Here is a 21,760-nt window from a genome sequence, read left to right on the forward strand (position 1 = left end):
CACAATAAAAAAAGAAAGCCTCGCGATGCATCGCGAGGCTTTTTTGTCGGTCAGCTATTCACGCTTACAGCGACTGCGGTTTCGCCTCTGCTTGACGGGTTACATCCACCGGCATTCCGGAGCGCACTTCCATAACATGTTCCATCACCGCGGCGTCGGTCTGCGGCGCGTCCTTAAAAGTCTGCATCGGGCCATTCAGCACAATCGGCAACACCTGCGGATCGTCGCCTATATTTTTAGACAGCGGCTGATGAACTTCCACCAGTCGCACGCCGCCTGGCTCCACCGAGGCTTTAATCGGCGTATTGATAATATTCACTTTGGTTCCCGGCGTGACTTGACGGAACAATGTCTCTATATCACCGTCGCGCAGACGGATACAGCCGGAACTGACGCGCATACCAATGCCAAAATCGGCATTCGTGCCATGTAACAGATAGACGCCGCCGTAGGCCGCTAAACGAATCGCGTGATGCCCCATTGGGTTATCGGGACCGGCAGGCACCACGGCGGGGAGATCGATGCCTTGCGCTTTATAACGGGCGCGAATATTGGTGGTCGGCGTCCAGGTTGGATTGGCGCGTTTATCCGAAATGGTCGTCACCATCGTTGGCGTCAGGGTATCGCCGCCCAGTTGGCCAATCCCGATAGGGTAGACCGTGACCGTATTTTTCCCCGGTTGATAATAGTAAAGCCGTAATTCCGCGAGGTTAATGACAATCCCTTCACGTGGCGCGTCCGGTAGCAGCGTTTGCAGCGGAATCGTCAGCACGCTGCCTGCGCGTGGCACGTAAGGATCAATGCCGGGGTTGGCCTGTAACAGGGCTAAAAAGCCCACGTTATATTTTTTGGCGATCGCCTCCAGCGAGCCGCCGTCGTCTTCAACGACATGGAATTTATTTTCTCCCACCAGTCGACTGCCGGGGGGCGGAAGAGGCCACGTATTCGCCTGCGCGGGAAGGGCAAGCATGATGGTCGCGGTAAGCGCAAACAACGCCCACCAGCGAGAGAGTCGCGTATTGTTGAACATTATAATAAACCCATGATTATTATGTGGTTATTTTTATAAAAGAGGAAATAAGAATTATGGCGGTTGGCTGTGTCTGGAACTGCAGGGAAGTGCAAAGAATTTGTAAAGATTAGGCCGGACGCAGAGTAATAACGCCCGGCCTGACGCTTATGCAATAGCGTTTTCTTCCAGTTGCTGCATGAACTGGCGTACCCAGTCTATACGCGTTTTACGTTCGCTTAAATCCTGAATAAACTTGAGGCGCGTCGGGCCATCCAGACGGAAATGCTGCGGCTGTTTTTGCAGTAACCCGATAAGCCAGGCGGGGTCAACGTGGTTTTTCTCGGCGAACTCAATCGTTCCACCTTTCTCGTTACCCTCCAGTTTTCGGATGCCGAGCTTTTGCGCCTGTTGGCGCAGGCGGGCGATATCCAGCAGATTACGCGCCGGATCGGGCAACAGGCCGAAGCGATCGATCAATTCCACTTTGATCTCCTCCAGCTCGTTTTCGTTCTTCGCGCTGGCAATGCGTTTATAGAATGACAGCCGGGTATTAACATCCGGAATAAAATCATCCGGCAGTAACGACGGCATTCGCAGCTCGACTTCCGTTTGCTGACTGGTGAGATCTTCCAGCGAGGGTTCGCGGCCTGCTTTCAGCGCATCGACGGCGTTTTCCAGCAATTCCATGTAGAGTGAGAAGCCGATGGTTTCCATTGAGCCGCTTTGCTCTTCGCCAAGCAGTTCGCCCGCGCCGCGGATCTCCAGATCGTGAGTCGCCAGCGCAAACCCGGCGCCTAAATCCTCCAGCGACGCAATCGCCTCCAGCCGTTTTTGCGCATCGGTGGTCATGGCCTTAGGATGTGGCGTCAACAGCCAGGCGTAGGCCTGGTGGTGCGAGCGCCCAACGCGGCCACGCAGCTGGTGCAACTGCGCGAGGCCGAAATGATCCGCGCGTTCAATGATGATCGTGTTAGCGGTGGGAATGTCGATCCCCGTTTCGATAATGGTAGTACACACCAGCACGTTAAAACGTTGATGGTGGAAATCATTCATGACCCGTTCCAGCTCACGTTCGCGCATCTGCCCGTGGCCTATAGCGATTCGCGCTTCCGGCACCAGTTCCGCCAGCCGCTCTGCGGCTTTCTGAATATTTTCGACGTCATTGTACAAATAGTAAACCTGACCGCCGCGCAGGATTTCACGCAGAATCGCTTCCCTTACTACCAGGCTATCATACTCGCGGACAAAGGTTTTTACCGCCAGACGACGGGCAGGGGGGGTGGCGATAATGGAGAGATCGCGCATACCGCTCATCGCCATATTCAGCGTCCGCGGGATCGGCGTCGCCGTGAGCGTCAGAATATCGACATCGGCGCGCATCGCCTTAATTCGCTCTTTGTGGCGCACGCCGAAACGGTGCTCTTCATCGACAATCAGCAGGCCGAGGTCGCGCAGCTTCACATCGCTTTGTAGCAGTTTATGCGTACCGATCAGAATATCGATCTTACCCTCGGCGGCTTCCGCCAGGATTTGCGTCTGCTCTTTGGCACTGCGAAAGCGAGACAGCATCTCAATGCGTACCGGCCAGTTGGCGAAACGGTCGCGGAAGTTGTCATAGTGTTGCTGCGCCAGCAGCGTAGTCGGCACCAGTACCGCCACCTGTTTATGGTTTTCCACCGCCAGGAACGCGGCGCGCATCGCCACTTCGGTTTTGCCGAAGCCGACGTCGCCGCACACCAGCCTGTCCATCGCCAGCGGTTGGCACATATCGCTCAATACGGCGTTAATCGCCTGTGCCTGATCGGGCGTCGTTTCAAACGGGAAGCTGTCGCAGAATAACTGATACTGCTCACGATCATGCTTAAAGGCAAAACCCTCTTTTGCCGCCCGTTGCGCATAAATATCCAACAGTTCCGCTGCGACATCGCGCACTTTTTCCGCCGCTTTCTGCCGGGCGCGCGACCAGGCGTCGCCGCCCAGTTTATGCAGCGGCGCACTTTCTTCCGCGCCGCCGGCATAGCGGCTAATCAGATGCAATGAGGAAACCGGCACATACAGTTTGGCGTCATTGGCGTAGGTGAGCATCAGATATTCACCCTTGATGCCGCCAGCCTCCAGAGTGGTCATGCCGGCATAGCGTCCGACGCCGTGCTCCAGATGCACTACCGGTTGACCGACGTGGAGCTCCGCCAGGTTACGAATCAACGTATCCGGGTTGATCGTGCGGCGGGAATCCAGGCGGCGACGCGCCACCCGCTCACCCAAGAGATCGCTTTCACAAATCAGCGCCAGATTGCGTTGGGTGTCGATAAAGCCATGTTCTGCGGCGCCAATCATCAGATAGCGTCCCGCATCCTGCGCCTCGTCCAGGCGTAATATCCGCTTCGGCGCGATTTTTATGCGGGCCAGGAGCTCTCCCAGCGCTTCGCGGCGTCCTTCGCTTTCCACCGAAAAAATCACCGGACCGCTGAAAGATTCGAGGAACTTACGCAGCGCGTCCAGCGGCGCTTTCTGCTGTGCCTGGATAGCCAAATCCGGTAATTTCTGGAAACCAAGATTGGTATTGGCGGCTTTTTCCGGCAGATGGTCGGTTTTAAGCTGGAGGCGAGGCCAGCGTTTAAGCTCGGAAAAGAGCTCATCTACCCGTAGCCAGAGGGCTTCCGGCGGCAAAAGCGGGCGCATAGGATCGACGCCGCGATTTTCAAAACGCGCCAGCGTATCGGCCTGAAAGCGTTCGGCGCTGGTTTCCAGCGAGCCAGTATTCACCACCAGAGTATTGGCGGGGAAATAGCTAAATAATGGCGGTAACGGTTCGCTGAAAAAGAGCGGCTGCCAGTATTCGATCCCGGCGGGCAGAGTGCCTTTGCTGACCTGCTGATAGATGTGCTCGGCGTCGCGTTTTACCTCAAAGGTATCGCGCCACTGGCTACGGAAAAGCTCAATAGCGGCTTTGTCGGTAGGAAATTCGTGCGCGGGCAACAAATTGATGGCCTCGACCTCCTCCAGCGTACGCTGGGTATCCGCGTCAAACAGACGCAGGCTGTCGATTTCATCATCAAAAAAGTCGAGGCGATAAGGCTGTTCGCTGCCCATCGGAAAGAGATCCAACAGCGCGCCGCGCGTCGCGTATTCGCCATGCTCCATCACCTGATCGACATGCCGATAACCGGCGCTGTCAAGCTGCGCGCGCAGAGCGTCGCGGGACAGCCGCTGGCCTTTTTTCATCACCAGCGCATGACCATGCAGATAGCTATGCGGACAAACGCGCTGCATCAGGGTGTTTACCGGTACAATCAAGACTCCGCGCTGCATCGACGGCAACTGGTAGAGCGTGGACAGGCGCGAAGAGATAATTTCCTGATGCGGGGAGAAGCTGTCATACGGTAGCGTTTCCCAGTCCGCCAGGTTCATCACCATCTGATCGGTAAACTGGCGGATTTCATCATGCAATCGCAGAGCATTTTGCATGTCAGGCGCTATGAGTACCACCGGACCGGCATGGCGTTCGGCTATCTCCGCCACCAGCGTAGCGCAGGCGGCACCGGTAAGTTCGCCCAACTGGCGCTGATCGCCCGCTTTTGTCGGCAGCGTGTAACGTTGTTTTTCAGGCATAACGGTTGTCAGTATCTCTTTTTGTTTTACGCCGCACTCTACGCGTCACCCTTCAGGCTGTTTCATGGTTGGCTGCGCGCCAGGACAGCATGAAGGACTCAGGTATTCAGGGGCATATGACTGATAAGCAATGTTCTTTATTATCCGCGATCGTTGTTTATTAGCAAATTGAATCCGCCGGATAACACGCCGAACAGGTAAAGTATGAACATGTAAGTGACTTGATTTGTCGGCCTTTTTCAGAATAACGCTGACGAACTCTTACGGTTCAGACATTTACGCATTCCGCTTTCGCTTATATACTCGGGACTTTGCTAACAGCAACCAGACGGATTACATGTATCAACCTGTCGCTCTATTCATTGGCCTGCGTTACATGCGCGGGCGTGCAGCAGATCGCTTCGGTCGCTTCGTTTCCTGGCTTTCCACTATCGGCATTACCCTGGGGGTGATGGCGCTGGTCACGGTATTGTCGGTGATGAACGGTTTTGAGCGCGAACTGCAAAATAACATTCTTGGTTTGATGCCTCAGGCCATCCTCTCTGCTGAACATGGTTCTCTTAACCCGAATCAGATGCCGGAAAAAGCGGTGAATCTGCAAGGCGTTAACCGTATTGCGCCGCTGACGACGGGCGATGTCGTACTGCAAAGCGCGCGTAGCGTTGCGGTTGGCGTGATGTTAGGTATCGATCCGGCGCAAAAAGATCCATTAACGCCGTATCTGGTCAATGTGAAGCAAAGCGAATTACAGCCGGGTAAGTATAATGTCATCCTCGGCGAGCAGCTCGCCGGACAGTTAGGGGTCAACCGCGGCGATCAGATTCGGCTAATGGTGCCATCTGCCAGCCAGTTTACGCCAATGGGACGCCTGCCCAGTCAGCGTCTGTTTACGGTGATTGGCACATTTGCCGCCAATAGCGAGGTCGATGGCTATGAAATGCTGGTCAATATTCAGGACGCGTCCCGTTTAATGCGCTATCCGGCAGGCAATATTACCGGCTGGCGTCTGTGGCTGGATGAACCGCTGCAAGTCGATACCCTCAGCCAACAGACGCTGCCGCAAGGCACGAAGTGGCAGGACTGGCGCGAACGCAAAGGCGAGTTGTTCCAGGCTGTGCGCATGGAAAAGAACATGATGGGATTGTTGCTGAGCCTCATCGTGGCGGTCGCGGCTTTTAACATAATTACTTCGTTGGGCCTGATGGTCATGGAGAAGCAGGGTGAAGTGGCGATTTTACAAACTCAAGGGCTGACGCCGCGACAAATTATGATGGTCTTTATGGTGCAGGGCGCCAGCGCCGGGATTATTGGCGCGCTGTTGGGCGCTGCGCTGGGCGCATTGCTTGCCAGTCAACTGAATAACCTGATGCCGATCATCGGCGCGTTTCTGGATGGCGCTGCGTTGCCCGTGGCGATAGAGCCGTTACAGGTGATCGTTATCGCGCTGGTGGCAATGGCCATCGCGCTGCTTTCTACGCTTTATCCTTCCTGGCGCGCTGCCGCCACTCAACCCGCTGAGGCTTTACGTTATGAATAAGATCCTGTTGCAATGCGACAACCTGTGCAAACGCTATCAGGAAGGCACCGTACAAACCGACGTGTTGCACGATGTCAGCTTCAGTATCGGCGAAGGCGAAATGATGGCGATCGTCGGCAGTTCCGGTTCGGGTAAAAGTACGTTGCTGCATCTGTTAGGCGGGCTGGATACGCCTACCTCTGGCGATGTGATTTTTAGCGGCCAGCCGATGAGCAAACTCTCTTCTGCGGCAAAAGCGGAATTACGTAACCAGAAACTGGGGTTTATCTATCAGTTTCATCATCTCCTGCCGGATTTTACGGCGCTGGAAAACGTGGCGATGCCATTATTGATTGGCAAAAAGAAACCGGCGGAGATTGACGCTCGGGCGCGAGAAATGCTGCACGCCGTAGGGCTGGAGCATCGCGCAACCCATCGACCTTCGGAACTTTCCGGCGGTGAGCGCCAGCGTGTCGCGATAGCGCGCGCGTTGGTGAATAACCCGCGTCTGGTACTGGCGGATGAGCCGACCGGTAATCTGGATGCGCGTAATGCCGACAGTATTTTTGAGCTTCTGGGCGAGTTAAATCGTCTGCAGGGAACCGCGTTTCTGGTGGTGACTCACGATTTGCAACTGGCGAAACGTATGAGCCGCCAGCTTGAGATGCGCGATGGTCGCCTGACGGCGGAACTGAGCCTGATGGGGGCGGAGTAATGGCGTCGCCTTTATCATTGTTAATTGGCTTGCGTTTCAGCCGTGGACGGCGGCGCGGCGGTATGGTTTCGCTCATTTCCGTCATTTCTACCATCGGTATCGCGCTGGGCGTGGCGGTGTTGATTGTCGGTTTAAGCGCGATGAACGGTTTCGAACGCGAGTTGAATAACCGTATTCTGGCGGTGGTTCCACACGGGGAGATTGAAGCAGTCAATCAGCCGTGGACCAACTGGCGTGAAGCGCTGGCAAAAGTGCAGAAGGTGCCGGGCATTGCCGCCGCCGCGCCGTATATCAATTTTACCGGCCTGGTAGAGAGCGGGGCGAATTTGCGCGCCATTCAGGTTAAAGGCGTCGACCCTAAGCAAGAGCAGCAGCTTAGCGCGTTACCGTCATTTGTGCAAAATCACGCCTGGGATCATTTCAAAGCGGGCGAGCAGCAGATCATTATCGGTAAAGGCGTCGCCGATGCGCTGAACGTGAAACAGGGCGACTGGGTGTCCATCATGATCCCCAATGCGAATGCCGACCATAAGCTGCTCCAGCCCAAACGCGTGCGTTTGCATGTCATCGGGATTCTGCAACTGAGCGGCCAGCTCGATCACAGCTTCGCCATGATCCCGCTTGAGGATGCGCAGCAGTATCTGGATATGGGGTCCAGCGTTTCCGGTATCGCGCTTAAAGTCCACGACGTGTTTAATGCGAACAAACTGGTGCGTGACGCGGGTGAAGTGACTAACAGCTATGTCTACATTAAGAGCTGGATCGGCACCTACGGCTATATGTATCGCGATATCCAGATGATTCGCGCCATTATGTATCTGGCGATGATTCTGGTGATCGGCGTGGCCTGTTTTAATATCGTTTCCACCTTAGTGATGGCGGTAAAAGACAAAAGCGGCGACATTGCGGTATTAAGAACGCTGGGGGCGAAAGATGGTTTGATTCGTGCCATTTTCGTCTGGTACGGGCTACTGGCGGGCTTGCTGGGCAGCTTGATTGGCGTGGCGATCGGCGTTGTCGTTTCGCTTCAGCTTACCGCCATTATTAATGGGATTGAAAAGGCGATCGGGCATCAGTTTTTGTCCGGCGATATCTATTTTATCGACTTCCTGCCATCCGAATTACATTGGCTGGACGTTGTTTACGTACTGGTCACAGCGTTGTTGTTAAGCTTACTGGCGAGCTGGTATCCGGCGCGGCGGGCGAGCAACATTGACCCTGCGCGAGTATTGAGCGGCCAGTAATCGCGGAATATAAAAACAAGGAGCGGTGATGTATTACGGGTTTGACATTGGCGGAACAAAGATTGCGTTAGGCGTATTTGACTCAACGCGGCGGCTGCAGTGGGAAAAACGGGTTCCCACGCCCCATACCAGCTATAGCGCCTTTTTAGACGCCGTATGCGAACTGGTCGAGGAAGCCGACCAGCGATTTGGCGTAAAAGGGTCGGTAGGGATTGGCATACCCGGTATGCCGGAAACCGAAGACGGCACGCTGTACGCCGCGAATGTCCCGGCAGCCAGCGGTAAGCCGTTGCGCGCCGATCTCAGCGCCCGACTGGATCGCGATGTGCGTCTGGACAATGACGCTAACTGTTTTGCCTTGTCCGAAGCCTGGGATGATGAATTCACGCAATATCCTTTGGTTATGGGGCTTATCCTCGGCACCGGCGTCGGCGGTGGCCTGGTGCTAAACGGGAAGCCGATTACCGGTCAGAGCTATATCACCGGCGAGTTTGGCCATATGCGTTTGCCGGTTGACGCGCTAACGTTGATGGGGTTTGATTTTCCTCTCCGCCGTTGTGGATGCGGTCAGATGGGCTGCATTGAGAATTATCTGTCCGGGCGCGGGTTTGCGTGGCTATATCAGCATTATTATGATCAATCGCTGCAGGCGCCGGAGATTATCGCGTTGTGGGAGCAGGGCGATGAGCAGGCGCACGCGCATGTTGAGCGCTATCTGGATTTACTGGCGGTTTGTCTGGGGAATATACTGACGATTGTCGATCCCGATTTATTGGTGATCGGCGGCGGACTATCGAACTTTACGGCAATAACAACGCAACTGGCGGAAAGACTGCCGCGCCATCTCCTCCCTGTTGCCCGCGCGCCGCGCATTGAGCGTGCGCGGCATGGGGATGCAGGTGGGATGCGCGGTGCTGCTTTTTTACATCTTACCGACTAATCAAAAAAAGAGGTTGTTATGCAGTCGCGTCGGTTTCATCGATTAAGCCGCTTTCGTAAAAATAAACGTCTGTTGCGTGAACGTCTGCGCCAGCGGATCTTTTTCAGAGACAGAGTGGTGCCGGAAATGATGGAAAACCCAAGAGTATTAGTCCTTACAGGTGCAGGAATTTCTGCAGAGTCTGGTATTCGTACGTTTCGCGCGGCGGATGGCCTTTGGGAAGAGCATCGGGTTGAAGACGTGGCAACGCCGGAAGGATTCGCCCGTAATCCGGGGCTGGTGCAGACATTTTATAATGCCCGCCGTCAGCAGCTTCAACAGCCGGAAATACAACCCAATGCGGCGCATCTGGCGTTAGCGAAGCTTGAAGAAGCGCTTGGCGATCGCTTTTTGCTGGTGACGCAAAACATCGACAATTTGCATGAACGCGCGGGCAATCGCAACATCATTCATATGCATGGCGAGCTGTTGAAGGTGCGCTGTTCGCAAAGCGGCCAGATTCTGGAATGGAACGGCGATGTGATGCCGGAAGATAAATGTCACTGCTGCCAGTTCCCGGCGCCGCTACGTCCGCACGTGGTGTGGTTTGGCGAGATGCCGCTTGGCATGGATGAAATTTATATGGCGCTGTCGATGGCGGATATTTTTATCGCCATTGGCACATCCGGTCATGTCTATCCGGCTGCGGGTTTTGTGCATGAAGCAAAACTGCACGGCGCACATACGGTGGAACTGAATCTTGAGCCAAGCCAGGTCGGCAGCGAGTTTGAAGAGAAGCACTACGGCCCGGCAAGCCAGGTTGTGCCGGAATTTGTTGATAAATTCCTGAAAGGGCTGTAGTGCTGTTTGCCCGGTAACGCCTTATCCGGCCTACATTTCACGTTACGTTCATCTGTAGGCCCGACAGGCGCTTTGGCTGAATTAGCGTCCTGCTTTTAGCTTCTGATAATACTCTTCATAAATGGCGCTGGCGTCGCCGACATCGTTTTGCCACTCGCCTTTGCTGATGGTTTGCGCATCCGGATAGAGCGACTTATCATTGGCGACCTCCGGGCTTAACAGCTTACGCGCCGCCAGGTTGGGGGTAGGGTAGCCGATGGTTTCTGCCACCTCTTTCGCGACGTCAGGACGCAGCAGGAAGTTGATTAGCTTCAGCGCGCCCTCTTTATTTTTCGCGTTTGCCGGAATAGCCAGGCTATCCATCCAGAAAATACCGCCTTCTTTCGGCCAGACGACCTCCAGCGGCGTGCCAGCCTGACGAGCAACGAAGGCCGAACCGTTCCACACCATCCCCAGATTGACTTCCCCTTCCATATACGGATTCGCCGGATTATCGGAGTTGAAGGCCGCTACGTTCGGCATCAGTTTTTTCAACTCTTCATATGCCGCTTCGATCTCTTTCGGATCGGTAGTGTTACCGGAATAACCTAGCTTGCGCAGCGCCATCTGGAAGACTTCTCGCGCATCGTCGGTTAAAAGCAGGCTGTTTTTATATTCCGGTTTCCACAAATCAGCCCAGCTGGTAATGGTTTTTGGATCGATAGCATCGCTGTTCACGCCAATCGCCGTTGCGCCCCAGATATACGGAACAGAATAATCGTTGTTGGGGTCAAACGGTTTGTTGAGCATTTCCGGATCGAGGTTGTGGAAATTGGTTAATTTCGACTTATCGATCTTCTGAATCATGCCTTCTTTGCGCATTTTGTCGACATAGTATGTAGAAGGAACAACCAGGTCATACGCGCCATCTTTATAGGTTTTGAGTTTGGCATACATGGTTTCGTTCGACTCGTAGGTCGAATAAATCACCTTAATGCCTGTCTCTTTAGTGAACTGTTCCAGCAGGCCCGGCGGTACATACTCAGTCCAGTTATAGAAATAGAGCGTGTCGTTGTCGGAGGCATGAGCGGCACTCATACCCAGCGCCAGGGCGCCCGCCGCGAGCAGGTGGCGTGACCATTTTTTCATTTAACGTCCCCTGAATTACGGGCCTTATCGGCCCTTGGTTTTATCACGAGCAATAAGCTGGCTGGCAATGACCATTACCAGAGACAGCACCAATAAAACGGTCGCCAGCGCGTTCACTTCTGGTGAAACGCCGACTTTTACCATGGAATAAATCTTTAAGGGTAAAATTTCATAGCCCGGCCCGGTGACAAACGACGAGACCACTACATCGTCCATCGACAACGTAAAGCTCAGCAACCAGCCCGCCGCCACTGCCGGCATCGCCAGCGGCAGAATGATTTTGCGTAAAATCGTTACCTCACTGGCCCCCAGGTCTTTTGCGGCTTCCAGCATTCTGACATCAAAGCCTTTCAGGCGCGAATAGACCGTGACGACCACAAACGGCAGGCTAAAGGTGATGTGTGAGAACAGCAACGACCAAAAGCCCAGTTGAATGCCGAGTAACATAAACAGCACCAGCAGGGAGATCGCCATCACGATATCCGGCGACATCATTACTACAAACAGCATCCCGCTGACGAATGGTTTCCCGCGAAAGCGGTAGCGATAAAGCGCCACCGCGGTTAACGAGCCAATCAACGTGGCGAAGGTCGCTGAAAAAATCGCCATCGTCAGTGAATGTTGAGCGGCCTGCAACAGACTGTCGTTATTGACCAGTAGTTCGTACCATTTAGTGGTAAAGCCCTGCCAGTTAATGCCGAACCGCGAACTGTTGAAGGAGTTCACGATCAGAATAATGATGGGAATATACAGATACGCATAGATGGCAGTCATGAAACCGCCACGGAGCAGCCGACCGATCATTCAAGTTCCACCTTCTTATTCAGAGGATGGGGTGCTTTTAGAGTATTGAAAATGATCAATTTTTTCTCTTCTCCAAAATCTCTCCAAAACGTCTCGCGGTTATCAGCAGCCAGGAAGAAGCAAGCTGCCGCTTGAAGCCGCGAATTTTACAACAAATTGCCAGACGAGCGGGAAAAAAAGGCCATTTAAATGACTATTCTCATCCGATCCGGTCATATGCGGCATTATTGCGCCTGGCAAGAGGTTACTCAGTAGGCAAACAGGAAGTACGTGAGTAAACCCTGAACGTGACGTCTGAGAAAGCGTCGTCTGATTTTATAAAAAACAACATAAACAGCCGCTTTGTTGTTCTGAGCGAACGTGTAGCGTGGTTAACTGTTCTTCCGCCATTTTTTGTATAGCCTGGGGGTCTATTCTAAAAATGGCGTGAAAAACCTGATCAGAGATGGCTTCGACTATCTCAGCTAACATACTTTGGCTGGTGCTGGGATCCGTTACGAGGAACGCCTGAAACGTCTTATCCACCAGTAAAACCTCTTTTACCATTTTTTCAATAGGTATGTGGGTATGCGGTGGTGGTATTTCAAGCTGTTTTAATCCACACATCGCCATTGTTTCTAAAAATGCGTTTTGCTGAGTACTTTCGGATATATTCGCATGGTGTAAAATGCGCGTTGTCTTTTCAATCCCGGACTGAATTTTCGCTGCCAGGTAGGTTGCCTTTTCTTGCGCTTTCCACCCATCTAAATGTCCTTTTCTCAATTCAGTATATAAATACCCCTCTATGTTGTCTAATGGAACCGATAATATCGGCGCGCCAGCAGGATTGAGACATAATGTCGAAGGGAGGGGGTAGTCTACGATTTCGCTATATCTTCTCTTAATCATGGCCGTCATTTGTGGATGCGATTTTAAAATATCCGGGCGATCTTTCATTAAAAAATAAAGATTCCCCATGACTTCACAGCTAAAGGTATCGGTATTTTGAGTGATACGTAACAATTCGTTCTCTTCGTTTTGATCCATGATGCGAAGAATAATGGTGGCATCATTTTCATGAGGATTATGAACCTGAAATCTATCTCTTTGCGATGCGCAGGCTAACTCTTTCAACTCAAAAAAAATCTCTGTAAGCCGCTCTCGTGTGGGGGCGCGTTCGGCAAACAACATCTCATGTAGACAACGGTCCGCTTTTGCTTTGCCAGTAGAAAAAAAGAAGTCTTTAATTTTTTCCCATAAAACTTTCCACCATGCTTCTTTCGTATTCCTTGGGGAGTTGGTAAGGATTTCACTTTTTAAAAAACCATTCCCTATAGTAATCGGCATATTAATCTCACTTAAACTGGAGTAAAAATGACTACATAATTGATTAAATCGACCCTTTTTATCTCAACTGCGGGCGCATCGGATGTAATATAATTTTTAAAAGAGACTGACAATCAGTATAAAACCTGAGAGCTTCGCGTATAAACGCATTACTGTCTGTGATAGCGTCGCTACAGGTAAAAATAAAAGAAGGCCTGGCGCGGATGATGTTGTAGATTTGCAATACTGGCGGCAACTGCTTTCATGCGTTTTTTATGCCGGAGGCATGAAGTTTACCCTTGAATAAACTTCATGCCTGGATGCGTGTGGATTTGTTAGCGTTGCGCAATTAATCGCTTATATCACTCACCTTCTTATTCAATAAGCGGGAAGCCCGCCAGTAAATCAATAGCATGAGTCCCATCACAATGGTCAGCGTAATGCTGGTAGCCGCGCCAAACGGCCAGTCGCGAATATTCAGGAACTGTACCTTAATGACGTTACCAATCAGCAGGTTTTTCGCGCCACCCATTAAATCGGAGACGTAGAACAGGCCCATTGCCGGTAGCATCACGAGCAGGCAACCGGCGACAATGCCCGGCATGGTTAATGGAATAATGATGCGGATGAACGTTTGCATTTTACTGGCGCCGAGATCGCGTGCGGCCTCCAGTAGTGGTTTGTCGAGCTTCTCAATGCTGGAGTAGAGCGGCATGACCATAAATGGCAGCAAAATGTAAACCAGGCCGATAATAACGGCGCTCGGGGTGAACATGATGCGAATCGGTGTATCAATCACGCCCAGCCACAGCAGGAATTCATTGAGATAACCTTTAGTGCTCAGGAATATTTTCAGCCCATAGATGCGGATCAGTGAGTTGGTCCAGAAAGGAACAATCAGCAAAAACAGCAATAACGGACGTATCTTTTCCGGTAACTTCGCCAGAAACCAGGCAAAAGGATAGCCCAGCACCAGGCAGGAGAGGGTGGCGATCAGCGCCATATTCAGAGAGTGCAGGAGCACTTCAAAATAGAGCGGATCGAGCAGGCGCGCGTAGTTATCCAGCGTAAAGACCATCTTGACGAAACTGGCGTCGTCATGGGTCAGAAAGCTGGTGCCAATGATCATCAGGTTGGGCAGAAAAACAAACAACACAAGCCAACCGACGATAGTGACAATCACTACATTCTGGAATTTACTTGTGTTCTTCATCAGCCAGTACGACCTCCCAGCTTTCTACCCAACTAATGGCCATTTTTTGGTCAAGTGAATGGTCGAAGTCAGGATCGTCTTCGTTGAAGAATTCGCTGACCATCACCATTTTGCCATTTTCCAGTTCAACCACCGACTCCAGCGTCATACCTTTATAATTGCGCTCGCGCACGTAGCCGATAAGCCCTTCGATGTGGTTATCATCGTTGATCTCTTCGACGCGTAGATCTTCCGGTCGCAGCAGGACGTTCAGTTTTTGGCCTGGTTCGACAGCGAAATTGACGTATATATTGCACTCCCGACCTTCTACGCTGGCGCGGACGCGCTGTTCATCAAGCCGTTCAATGACGGTTGCGTCAAAGCGGTTAATTTCGCCGATAAAACCGGCGACAAACAGGTTTTTTGGCTCTTCATAGATTTCACGCGGCGTGCCGTCTTGCTCAATCACGCCATTACGCATTACCACGATACGATCGGACATGGTGAGCGCTTCTTCCTGATCGTGAGTGACAAAAACAAACGTGATACCGAGTTTACGCTGTAATGCTTTAAGCTCGTTCTGCATTTGCTTGCGCAATTTATAGTCCAGCGCGGAAAGCGATTCATCCAGTAATAACAGGCGAGGTTTATTCACCACCGCGCGAGCGATAGCCACACGCTGCTGCTGTCCGCCGGAAAGCTGGTGCGGTTTACGTTGTGCAAACTCTTCAAGCTGCACCATACGCAGCGCATCGGTCACGCGAGGCGCTATCTCGGCGGCTGGCGTTTTTTGCATTCGTAAGCCAAACGCGACATTTTCAAACACCGTCATATGCGGAAATAAAGCGTAGCTTTGAAATACGGTATTTACATAACGATTTTCGGCGGGAACGTGGGTGATATCCTGGTTATCCAACATGATATGCCCGGCATCAACGGTTTCCAGGCCGGCAATCAGGCGAAGAACGGTTGTTTTACCGCAGCCGGAAGGGCCAAGCAGCGTGAGGAATTCGCCATTGTTAATGGTCAAATCCAGCTGTGAAATGACCTCTTTGCCATCGAAACTTTTGCTAATTCCCGACAAAAGCACCAGCGGTGAAAGCGAACGCGGTTGATTATTCAATTTCTTACTCTGTCCCATGTAAACGCAACGGATGGCTGACCGCTGCGGGGTTTGTGGTTAACCACCTTAATCACTCTTAATGAGGGCGGTCATTCTACGGCAAACCACTGTGATCGCCAATCCTTGTTGCGAATTACTGACTTAGCTTTATAGTCAGAAAGCGTGTCAAAGTGAAATATTCTTGTTTGCAGGGATAAAAGTGACCTGACGCAATATTTGTCTTTTCTTGCTTATTAATAATGTTGTCACGAAAAGTGAGGGTGACTGCATGGATAAACTACTTGAGCGTTTTTTACACTACGTATCGCTGGATACCCAATCAAAGTCGGGTGTTCGGCAGGTTCCCAGCACTGAGGGGCAGTGGAAGTTACTACGTTTGCTCAAACAGCAGCTCGAAGAGATGGGGCTGGTTAACATTACATTAAGTGAAAAAGGGACGTTGATGGCGACGCTCCCGGCCAATGTTGAGGGGGATATTCCCGCCATTGGTTTTATCTCCCATGTGGATACCTCTCCGGATTTCAGCGGTAAAAACGTTAACCCGCAGATTGTCGAGAATTATCGCGGCGGCGATATAGCATTAGGGATTGGCGATGAGGTGTTGTCACCCGTGATGTTCCCGGTACTGCATCAATTACTGGGACAGACGCTGATTACTACCGATGGTAAGACATTGCTGGGCGCGGACGATAAAGCCGGCGTTGCGGAGATCATGACCGCGCTGGCGGTGCTGAAAGGTAATCCTATTCCCCACGGTGAAATTAAAGTGGCGTTTACGCCTGACGAAGAGGTAGGGAAAGGCGCGAAGCACTTCGATGTTGAGGCCTTTGGCGCGCAGTGGGCCTATACGGTCGACGGCGGCGGCGTGGGCGAACTGGAGTTTGAAAACTTCAATGCCGCCTCGGTGAATATCAAAATCGTCGGCAATAACGTGCATCCCGGTACGGCAAAAGGCGTGATGGTCAATGCGCTGTCGTTGGCGGCGAGGATTCACGCGGAAGTGCCGGCGGATGAAGCGCCTGAAACCACCGAAGGTTACGAAGGGTTTTATCATCTGGCCAGCATGAAAGGCACCGTTGACCGGGCCGAAATGCACTACATCATTCGCGATTTCGACCGTAAGCAGTTTGAAGCGCGTAAACGCAAAATGATGGAGATTGCCAAAAAAGTCGGTAAGGGGCTGCATCCGGACTGCTATATCGAACTGGTGATTGAAGACAGTTATTACAATATGCGCGAAAAAGTAGTTGAACATCCGCATATTCTCGATATCGCCCAGCAGGCCATGCGCGACTGTCATATTACGCCGGAGATGAAACCGATTCGCGGCGGTACAGACGGGGCGCAACTGTCGTTTATGGGTCTGCCATGTCCTAATCTCTTTACCGGCGGATATAACTATCATGGTAAACATGAGTTTGTGACGCTGGAGGGGATGGAAAAAGCGGTACAGGTGATTGTGCGTATCGCGGAGCTGACGGCTAAGCGCGGGCAGTAGCGAATGTTACGCATTGTGGTGAAGCGTTTTATTATTTATGGCGGGATATTTTCCGCCATAAATTTTTCTGCCTGGAGCGCCGAATATACGCCTTCCTGGTCCCAGCGCCAGCAACAATCTGCAGCATGTTTTATGACTGGCGATGAAACCTGCATGACGTTTATTGATGATGCGGTGAGGCTGGCCTCGCAGCAATATGGCAAACGCTCAATACAGCTTGTTCGTAGCCTGCTATTACAAAGCGATATTTATCAATGGCTGGGTAAACCGGAGTTAACGCCGCAAATGCTGCTGCGAGCGTGGGCAATCATGAAAACATTTCCGGCGGGCACTTATCCGGGCGATCGGGCCGATATGTTTGAACACCTGGCGGCCTTTTATGTTTACGGTGACGATCGCCATATAGAGTATTCACCGACAGAGCAGTGGCGATACGAGATCAAGGTTGATTACCGTCAGCGGATAGCCTGGCAAGAGCAGGCATTAACGTGGCGTCTTAAAGACAAAAAGGCATCGACGGAAGCATTGGTTTATACCTTAAACAGGATGCGCGACGCTTATTCTGATGCGCTGGAGGAGCGGGATGTCGAATGTGATAGTGCGCGTAAAGCCTATTATTTGGCGAAGATAGACGCAACGGAGCAGCAGTGGCTGGGCGTTATTTTACGGGATAAAACCTGGGATAATCGTGAGCGCGTCGCCTCTTTTTTGCAGCAGAAAGCGGATATTGCTTATAATGCAGGGCATATTAGCGAGGCGATTAATGCGCTAAGTCAGGCGCTAAAAATTGAGCAAACGCTTTATGGCGCCGAATTCGGCGAAATGACGGTTGACAGCAATAATCTTGCTGGCTTTTATGCACAGGGCCATCATTATAAGGAAGCGAAAGATCTCTACCTTAAACTTATCGCGTATTACCAGAGCCGTTTAACGCCAATGGCGACGGTAATATCACGATTACGCTTTTATTTGCCCGAAAACATCGACCTGGACAGTACCTCCCTCTATCTCCCATTGCTGGCAGAATATAAACGTCGGCAGTCTGACGTATCAATGGTGTTGTATGGTATTTCGCTGATTTATCAGAGTAATCAAGAACTTGAACAAGCAAAAGACTTTGCGGAACGCGCCTTTACGCTTGATGCCGTAGCTTATCCAGCAAAGATGCAGTATGAACGATTACAGCAACTGGCTAATATTGCCGAAGGTCTTGGAGATAACGCGCAGGCGCGGCGCTATCGGCAAATGTCATTTCGCCATCGAATGGCCCACTCGCTTTATCCGGGCGATCCGCAATATAACGATGTCGCCAACCCTGGCGGCGATCGTTGTGGATAGTTTGCGTCAGCCCGGCGGTCGCCGGGCATTGCGATGTTCTTATCCTTCGAAGAACCAGTACCCGCTATTCACCAGCGCCGCCAGCATCGCGAGGAAAGAAGGGTCTTCCAGCGCATCGCCGAAGTTTTCAGCGGTCAGTGCAATATGACTGGCGAGCGCCTCCAGAGCGGGGCGATGCGGAGAGTCTATTTTTTCGCCATTCGCATAGACCTCATCGCCGATACGCAATACGCGAAGCCCGCCGAGGCGTACTAATACCTCGCCTTGCTTTAAGGCATCGTAAATTTCATCAGGCTGATACGGCGGCTCCGGCGGCGCAATATCCAGTTCGTGGCGTGACTGAGAGAGAAACTCGCCAAGCCACTGTTGGAAATGCGCGGGTTGATTGATCAAATCGAGCATCATATTACGCAGTTTATCCATCTCCTGCGGCAGGATATCCGCCGCATGCTTGCGGGACGGTATATCCGGATCGCTGTAGTATGTGTTGCCCAACTCCCGTTGCAGGACGTAATCGGCAAAACCGCTGATCAGCTCACGGCTATTGGGCGCGCGAAAACCGACCGAATAGTTCATGGCGTTTTCCAGCGCATAGCCTTCATGCGGGAATCCTGGCGGAATATACAGAATGTCGCCCGGCTCCAGCTCTTCATCGATAATGGCCTCGAACGGATCGACTTGTAACAGGTCGGGATGCGGGCAGTGCTGACGCATTTGCAGCTTTTCGCCCACGCGCCAGCGACGGCGACCGGTTCCCTGGATAATAAACACATCATACTGATCCAGATGCGGGCCAACGCCGCCGCCGGGAACGGAAAAGGAGATCATCAGATCGTCGATACGCCAGTCCGGCAGAGCGCGGAACGGGCGCATCAAGGCGGCGGTGGGTTCGTGCCAGTGGTTTACCGCCTGTACCAGCAGCGACCAGTTGCTCTCACCCAGATGATCGTAGCTTTCGAAAGGGCCATGGCTGACCTGCCATTTGCCATCCTGATGGCTAACGAGACGGCTGTCGATTTCGCTTTCCATCGCCAGCCCCGCCAGCTCATCCGGCGAGAGCGGATCGATAAAGTTGCTAAACCCACGTTTTAAGACCACCGGGCGTTTTTGCCAGTGGCGTTCAAGAAAGTCGGGCCAGTTAAGAGTTAATTGGTATTCCATGTTAAGTATCCGCAGGCTGGTATCTGACACCGATTATAACGGATGCTTAACGAGATGCGTGGAAGAACGCACAGAAATGTTTATTCCTCTTTCTGTGTGGGATGCTGTCGGCCAAAAACGACCTCCATACGGGCACCGCCGAGCAGACTGTCGCTGGCAATGATCTGCCCGGCGTATTGTTCCGTAATCTCGCGCGCGACAGCCAGCCCCACGCCTTGTCCTGGTCGTAGGGTATCGGCGCGCTGACCGCGATCAAACACCAGGGAACGTTTGCTGTGGGGAATGCCTGGGCCGTCATCTTCGACGAAAATATGCAAATGATCGTCGGTCTGGCGAGCCGAAATCTCGACAAACTCCAGGCAATATTTACAAGCGTTGTCCAGTACGTTGCCCATTACTTCGACAAAGTCGTTTTGCTCGCCAACAAAACTGATCTCTGGTGAAATATCCATACTGATATTCACCCCTTTACGCTGATAAACTTTATTGAGCGCGGAGATCAGGTTATCTAACAACGGCGCGACGGGATGCAGTTCGCGGCTTAACAATACGCCGCTACCGCGCATACTGGCGCGATGCAGATAATAGCCGATCTGCTGGGAAATCCGGCTGATCTGTTCCAGCATCACCGGTTCAGCTTTGCTGACGCTCATCTTTTCGTTGCGTAAAGAGCGTAACGTACTCTGCAAAACCGCGAGCGGCGTTTTTAAACTGTGCGTCAGGTCGGTCAGGGTCGTGCGGTATTTGTTATAACGTTCACGCTCGCTTTTGAGCAGTTGATTAAGGTTGCGCACAAGGCTGGTCAGCTCACGCGTCGTCTCCGGATTGAGCATTTCGCGGTGATGATCTTCAAGCTCGCGGACTTCCCGCGCCAGCGCCTCGATAGGGCGTAAGCTCCACCAGGCGGCGATCCACAGTAAAGGAATGACTAACAGTAAATTGGCGGCCAGCACGTATACGAACCAGCTCCACACCATATATGAGCGTTTTAGTTCTATCGGAATGGTATCGACCACCACGATGGTTAACTGCGGCATCCGCGCCGTGGCAGGATAAATATTTACCGCTACCGAGTGGGTCATCTCCGCATCATCGTCATCTTCACGTACTTCTTTGAGTTTTTCCTGCGCGGAATGGTCCTCGCTCAACAGCGTGCTGGTAGCGTCTACGTTGGTTTCAATTTCATGGAAGCCGTTCGTTTTTAACCATTCCGGTTGAATGCTTTTAATCAGCCAGGGGATATTGCGCTGCGTCCATAATAATTTGCCCGTTTCATCGTAAATCAGCGTCATGGTCGGGCTTTGCATGTCCAGATTTTCAGGCAGCTCAACGCTGATTTTATTATTTTCCCATTTGGCGAGGGTGTAAAACAGGTTGCTTTCGCCGCGCAGCAGACGAAAGGTGGTTTTATCAAAACTTACGCTATAGCCGACCAGCGCCACTATGCCATATGCCAAAGAAAGCACCAGCACGACGCCGGCTGTCGCCAGCAAAAAACGAACCCGCAGCGACAGCGGCAGAAAATGGCGAGCAAATTTATTCATTAGCGCAATTCAAAAAGATATCCTTGTCCGCGTACGGTGGTAATGACATCGTGCGGATACTGGGCCTGTATTTTTTTCCGCAGACGCCCCATGAGAACATCAATGGTATGACTTTCCCGCAGTTCCGCATCCGGATACAGCTGAAGCATCAGCGAATCTTTGCTGACCACTTTACCGTTGTTACGGATAAGCGTTTCCATAATGGTGTATTCGAACGCCGTGAGTTTGATGACCTCTTCATTGACGGATAATTCCCGGCGTGAGAGATCCACCTGGAAAGGCGGGATGTTGATCACCTGGGAGGCCAGACCGCTATTACGGCGCATTAACGCCTGCATACGCGCCATTACCTCTTCGATGTGGAATGGCTTCGTCACGTAGTCATCGGCCCCTGAGCTGAGAACCTCGACTTTATCCTGCCAGCCTTCGCGCGCGGTTAACACCAGAACCGGCAGTGAAACATCACTGCTGCGCCAGCGGCGTATCAAGGAAAGGCCGTCTTCATCCGGCAGACCTAAATCGACAATAGCGATATCCGGAAGGTGTTCATTAAGGTAGTAATCAGCTTCCCTGGCATCTTCTGCGGCATCGACCTGGTGACCTGAATCCTGGAGCTGAACCTTCAGGTGGTGGCGTAATAATGCATTATCCTCTACAACCAGTACGCGCATCATCTCTTCTCCCTTGTGTTAACAATAAGAACAGTCTAGCGTTGATTATGGTGCTTTGGGGATAAACAGTTAATAAACCAGACAAATAGTCACCCTCTTTCTGAAGAAAAGAGGGTG

General features: G+C 52.1%; 17 protein-coding genes. 7 read left to right on the top strand and 10 right to left on the bottom strand.

The genetic code is table 11. From position 1 onward, the window contains the following. Positions 1–64: 64 nt before the first annotated feature. Together J4613_RS00795 and mfd are read right to left on the bottom strand one after the other, a co-directional pair. Positions 65–1,030 (bottom strand): L,D-transpeptidase family protein, encoded by a 966-nt coding sequence (locus J4613_RS00795; protein WP_021294471.1) that lies wholly within the window; start codon positions 1,028–1,030, stop codon positions 65–67. Positions 1,031–1,177: 147 nt separating this feature from the next. Then, the gene (gene mfd, locus J4613_RS00800) at positions 1,178–4,624 is read right to left on the bottom strand and encodes a transcription-repair coupling factor (protein WP_001114323.1); all 3,447 of its coding nucleotides are present in this window, start codon (positions 4,622–4,624) and stop codon (positions 1,178–1,180) included. Positions 4,625–4,961: 337 nt separating this feature from the next. On the opposite strand from mfd, the gene lolC reads away from it, so the two are divergent. The 5 genes from lolC to cobB are packed head-to-tail and all read left to right on the top strand — an operon-like array spanning position 4,962 to position 9,879. After that, positions 4,962–6,161 (top strand): lipoprotein-releasing ABC transporter permease subunit LolC, encoded by a 1,200-nt coding sequence (lolC, locus tag J4613_RS00805; protein WP_001518787.1) that lies wholly within the window; start codon positions 4,962–4,964, stop codon positions 6,159–6,161. Further along, positions 6,154–6,855, top strand: a complete 702-nt coding sequence (gene lolD / locus J4613_RS00810; RefSeq protein WP_001033714.1) for a lipoprotein-releasing ABC transporter ATP-binding protein LolD — start codon at positions 6,154–6,156, stop codon at positions 6,853–6,855. The genes lolC and lolD overlap by 8 nt, the downstream gene beginning before the upstream one ends. Beyond that, on the top strand, positions 6,855–8,099 hold the full coding sequence (lolE, locus tag J4613_RS00815; protein WP_000168091.1) for a lipoprotein-releasing ABC transporter permease subunit LolE: 1,245 nt from the start codon (positions 6,855–6,857) through the stop codon (positions 8,097–8,099). Before lolD ends, lolE begins: the two co-directional genes overlap by 1 nt. A gap of 28 nt (positions 8,100–8,127) precedes the next feature. Next, positions 8,128–9,039, top strand: a complete 912-nt coding sequence (gene nagK, locus J4613_RS00820) for an N-acetylglucosamine kinase (protein ID WP_000291338.1) — start codon at positions 8,128–8,130, stop codon at positions 9,037–9,039. 18 nt (positions 9,040–9,057) lie between these two features. Further along, the gene (cobB, locus tag J4613_RS00825; protein WP_001191856.1) at positions 9,058–9,879 is read left to right on the top strand and encodes a Sir2 family NAD+-dependent deacetylase; all 822 of its coding nucleotides are present in this window, start codon (positions 9,058–9,060) and stop codon (positions 9,877–9,879) included. 81 nt (positions 9,880–9,960) lie between these two features. Here the strand turns inward: cobB and potD are convergent, their stop codons facing one another. The 5 genes from potD to potA all read right to left on the bottom strand — a co-directional run bounded on the left by potD (position 9,961) and on the right by potA (position 15,449). Further along, complete coding sequence (gene potD / locus J4613_RS00830; RefSeq protein ID WP_000759329.1) at positions 9,961–11,007, bottom strand: spermidine/putrescine ABC transporter substrate-binding protein PotD; 1,047 nt, start codon at positions 11,005–11,007, stop codon at positions 9,961–9,963. 24 nt (positions 11,008–11,031) lie between these two features. Then, positions 11,032–11,811, bottom strand: a complete 780-nt coding sequence (gene potC, locus J4613_RS00835; RefSeq protein WP_000580299.1) for a spermidine/putrescine ABC transporter permease PotC — start codon at positions 11,809–11,811, stop codon at positions 11,032–11,034. A gap of 315 nt (positions 11,812–12,126) precedes the next feature. Further along, positions 12,127–13,137: an SPI-2 type III secretion system effector SifA gene (gene sifA / locus J4613_RS00840; protein WP_023237052.1), complete on the bottom strand. Its 1,011-nt coding sequence runs from the start codon at positions 13,135–13,137 to the stop codon at positions 12,127–12,129. 328 nt (positions 13,138–13,465) lie between these two features. Beyond that, on the bottom strand, positions 13,466–14,329 hold the full coding sequence (gene potB, locus J4613_RS00845; protein WP_111742381.1) for a spermidine/putrescine ABC transporter permease PotB: 864 nt from the start codon (positions 14,327–14,329) through the stop codon (positions 13,466–13,468). Then, positions 14,313–15,449: a spermidine/putrescine ABC transporter ATP-binding protein PotA gene (gene potA, locus J4613_RS00850; RefSeq protein ID WP_000531607.1), complete on the bottom strand. Its 1,137-nt coding sequence runs from the start codon at positions 15,447–15,449 to the stop codon at positions 14,313–14,315. Before potA ends, potB begins: the two co-directional genes overlap by 17 nt. 250 nt (positions 15,450–15,699) lie before the next feature. Here potA and pepT point away from each other — a divergent pair, with 250 nt between their 5' ends. Together pepT and J4613_RS00860 are read left to right on the top strand one after the other, a co-directional pair. Beyond that, positions 15,700–16,929 carry a peptidase T gene (gene pepT, locus J4613_RS00855; RefSeq protein WP_000359414.1) on the top strand — a complete coding sequence of 410 codons (1,230 nt, stop codon included), beginning with the start codon at positions 15,700–15,702 and terminating at the stop codon, positions 16,927–16,929. Positions 16,930–16,932: 3 nt separating this feature from the next. Further along, entirely contained in the window at positions 16,933–18,267 is a 1,335-nt protein-coding gene (locus J4613_RS00860) for a hypothetical protein (RefSeq protein WP_058145140.1), read from the top strand. A 39-nt stretch (positions 18,268–18,306) separates the two neighbouring features. Here J4613_RS00860 and J4613_RS00865 read toward each other — a convergent pair whose 3' ends face one another. The 3 genes from J4613_RS00865 to phoP form a co-directional block, all read right to left on the bottom strand. Further along, positions 18,307–19,428, bottom strand: coding sequence for a cupin domain-containing protein (locus J4613_RS00865; protein WP_000456509.1), 1,122 nt, complete (start codon positions 19,426–19,428; stop codon positions 18,307–18,309). Positions 19,429–19,508: 80 nt separating this feature from the next. Continuing rightward, positions 19,509–20,972, bottom strand: coding sequence for a two-component system sensor histidine kinase PhoQ (phoQ, locus tag J4613_RS00870; protein WP_001031687.1), 1,464 nt, complete (start codon positions 20,970–20,972; stop codon positions 19,509–19,511). Beyond that, positions 20,972–21,643: a two-component system response regulator PhoP gene (gene phoP, locus J4613_RS00875; protein ID WP_001537766.1), complete on the bottom strand. Its 672-nt coding sequence runs from the start codon at positions 21,641–21,643 to the stop codon at positions 20,972–20,974. The genes phoQ and phoP overlap by 1 nt, the downstream gene beginning before the upstream one ends. Positions 21,644–21,760 lie beyond the last annotated feature (117 nt).

The organism is Salmonella sp. 32020114201800008SM, from assembly GCF_017572025.1.
Classification (GTDB): Bacteria; Pseudomonadota; Gammaproteobacteria; order Enterobacterales; family Enterobacteriaceae; genus Salmonella; species Salmonella enterica.

Coding starts and splice junctions, on each gene's coding strand:
- J4613_RS00860 (WP_058145140.1), top strand. CDS start 16,933: ATGTTACGCATTGTGGTGAAGCGTTTTATTATTTATGGCGGGATATTT.
- mfd (WP_001114323.1), bottom strand. CDS start 4,624: ATGCCTGAAAAACAACGTTACACGCTGCCGACAAAAGCGGGCGATCAG.
- sifA (WP_023237052.1), bottom strand. CDS start 13,137: ATGCCGATTACTATAGGGAATGGTTTTTTAAAAAGTGAAATCCTTACC.
- potB (WP_111742381.1), bottom strand. CDS start 14,329: ATGAAGAACACAAGTAAATTCCAGAATGTAGTGATTGTCACTATCGTC.
- potD (WP_000759329.1), bottom strand. CDS start 11,007: ATGAAAAAATGGTCACGCCACCTGCTCGCGGCGGGCGCCCTGGCGCTG.
- phoQ (WP_001031687.1), bottom strand. CDS start 20,972: ATGAATAAATTTGCTCGCCATTTTCTGCCGCTGTCGCTGCGGGTTCGT.
- potC (WP_000580299.1), bottom strand. CDS start 11,811: ATGATCGGTCGGCTGCTCCGTGGCGGTTTCATGACTGCCATCTATGCG.
- lolE (WP_000168091.1), top strand. CDS start 6,855: ATGGCGTCGCCTTTATCATTGTTAATTGGCTTGCGTTTCAGCCGTGGA.
- phoP (WP_001537766.1), bottom strand. CDS start 21,643: ATGCGCGTACTGGTTGTAGAGGATAATGCATTATTACGCCACCACCTG.
- J4613_RS00795 (WP_021294471.1), bottom strand. CDS start 1,030: ATGTTCAACAATACGCGACTCTCTCGCTGGTGGGCGTTGTTTGCGCTT.
- lolD (WP_001033714.1), top strand. CDS start 6,154: ATGAATAAGATCCTGTTGCAATGCGACAACCTGTGCAAACGCTATCAG.
- J4613_RS00865 (WP_000456509.1), bottom strand. CDS start 19,428: ATGGAATACCAATTAACTCTTAACTGGCCCGACTTTCTTGAACGCCAC.
- lolC (WP_001518787.1), top strand. CDS start 4,962: ATGTATCAACCTGTCGCTCTATTCATTGGCCTGCGTTACATGCGCGGG.
- nagK (WP_000291338.1), top strand. CDS start 8,128: ATGTATTACGGGTTTGACATTGGCGGAACAAAGATTGCGTTAGGCGTA.
- cobB (WP_001191856.1), top strand. CDS start 9,058: ATGCAGTCGCGTCGGTTTCATCGATTAAGCCGCTTTCGTAAAAATAAA.
- pepT (WP_000359414.1), top strand. CDS start 15,700: ATGGATAAACTACTTGAGCGTTTTTTACACTACGTATCGCTGGATACC.
- potA (WP_000531607.1), bottom strand. CDS start 15,449: ATGGGACAGAGTAAGAAATTGAATAATCAACCGCGTTCGCTTTCACCG.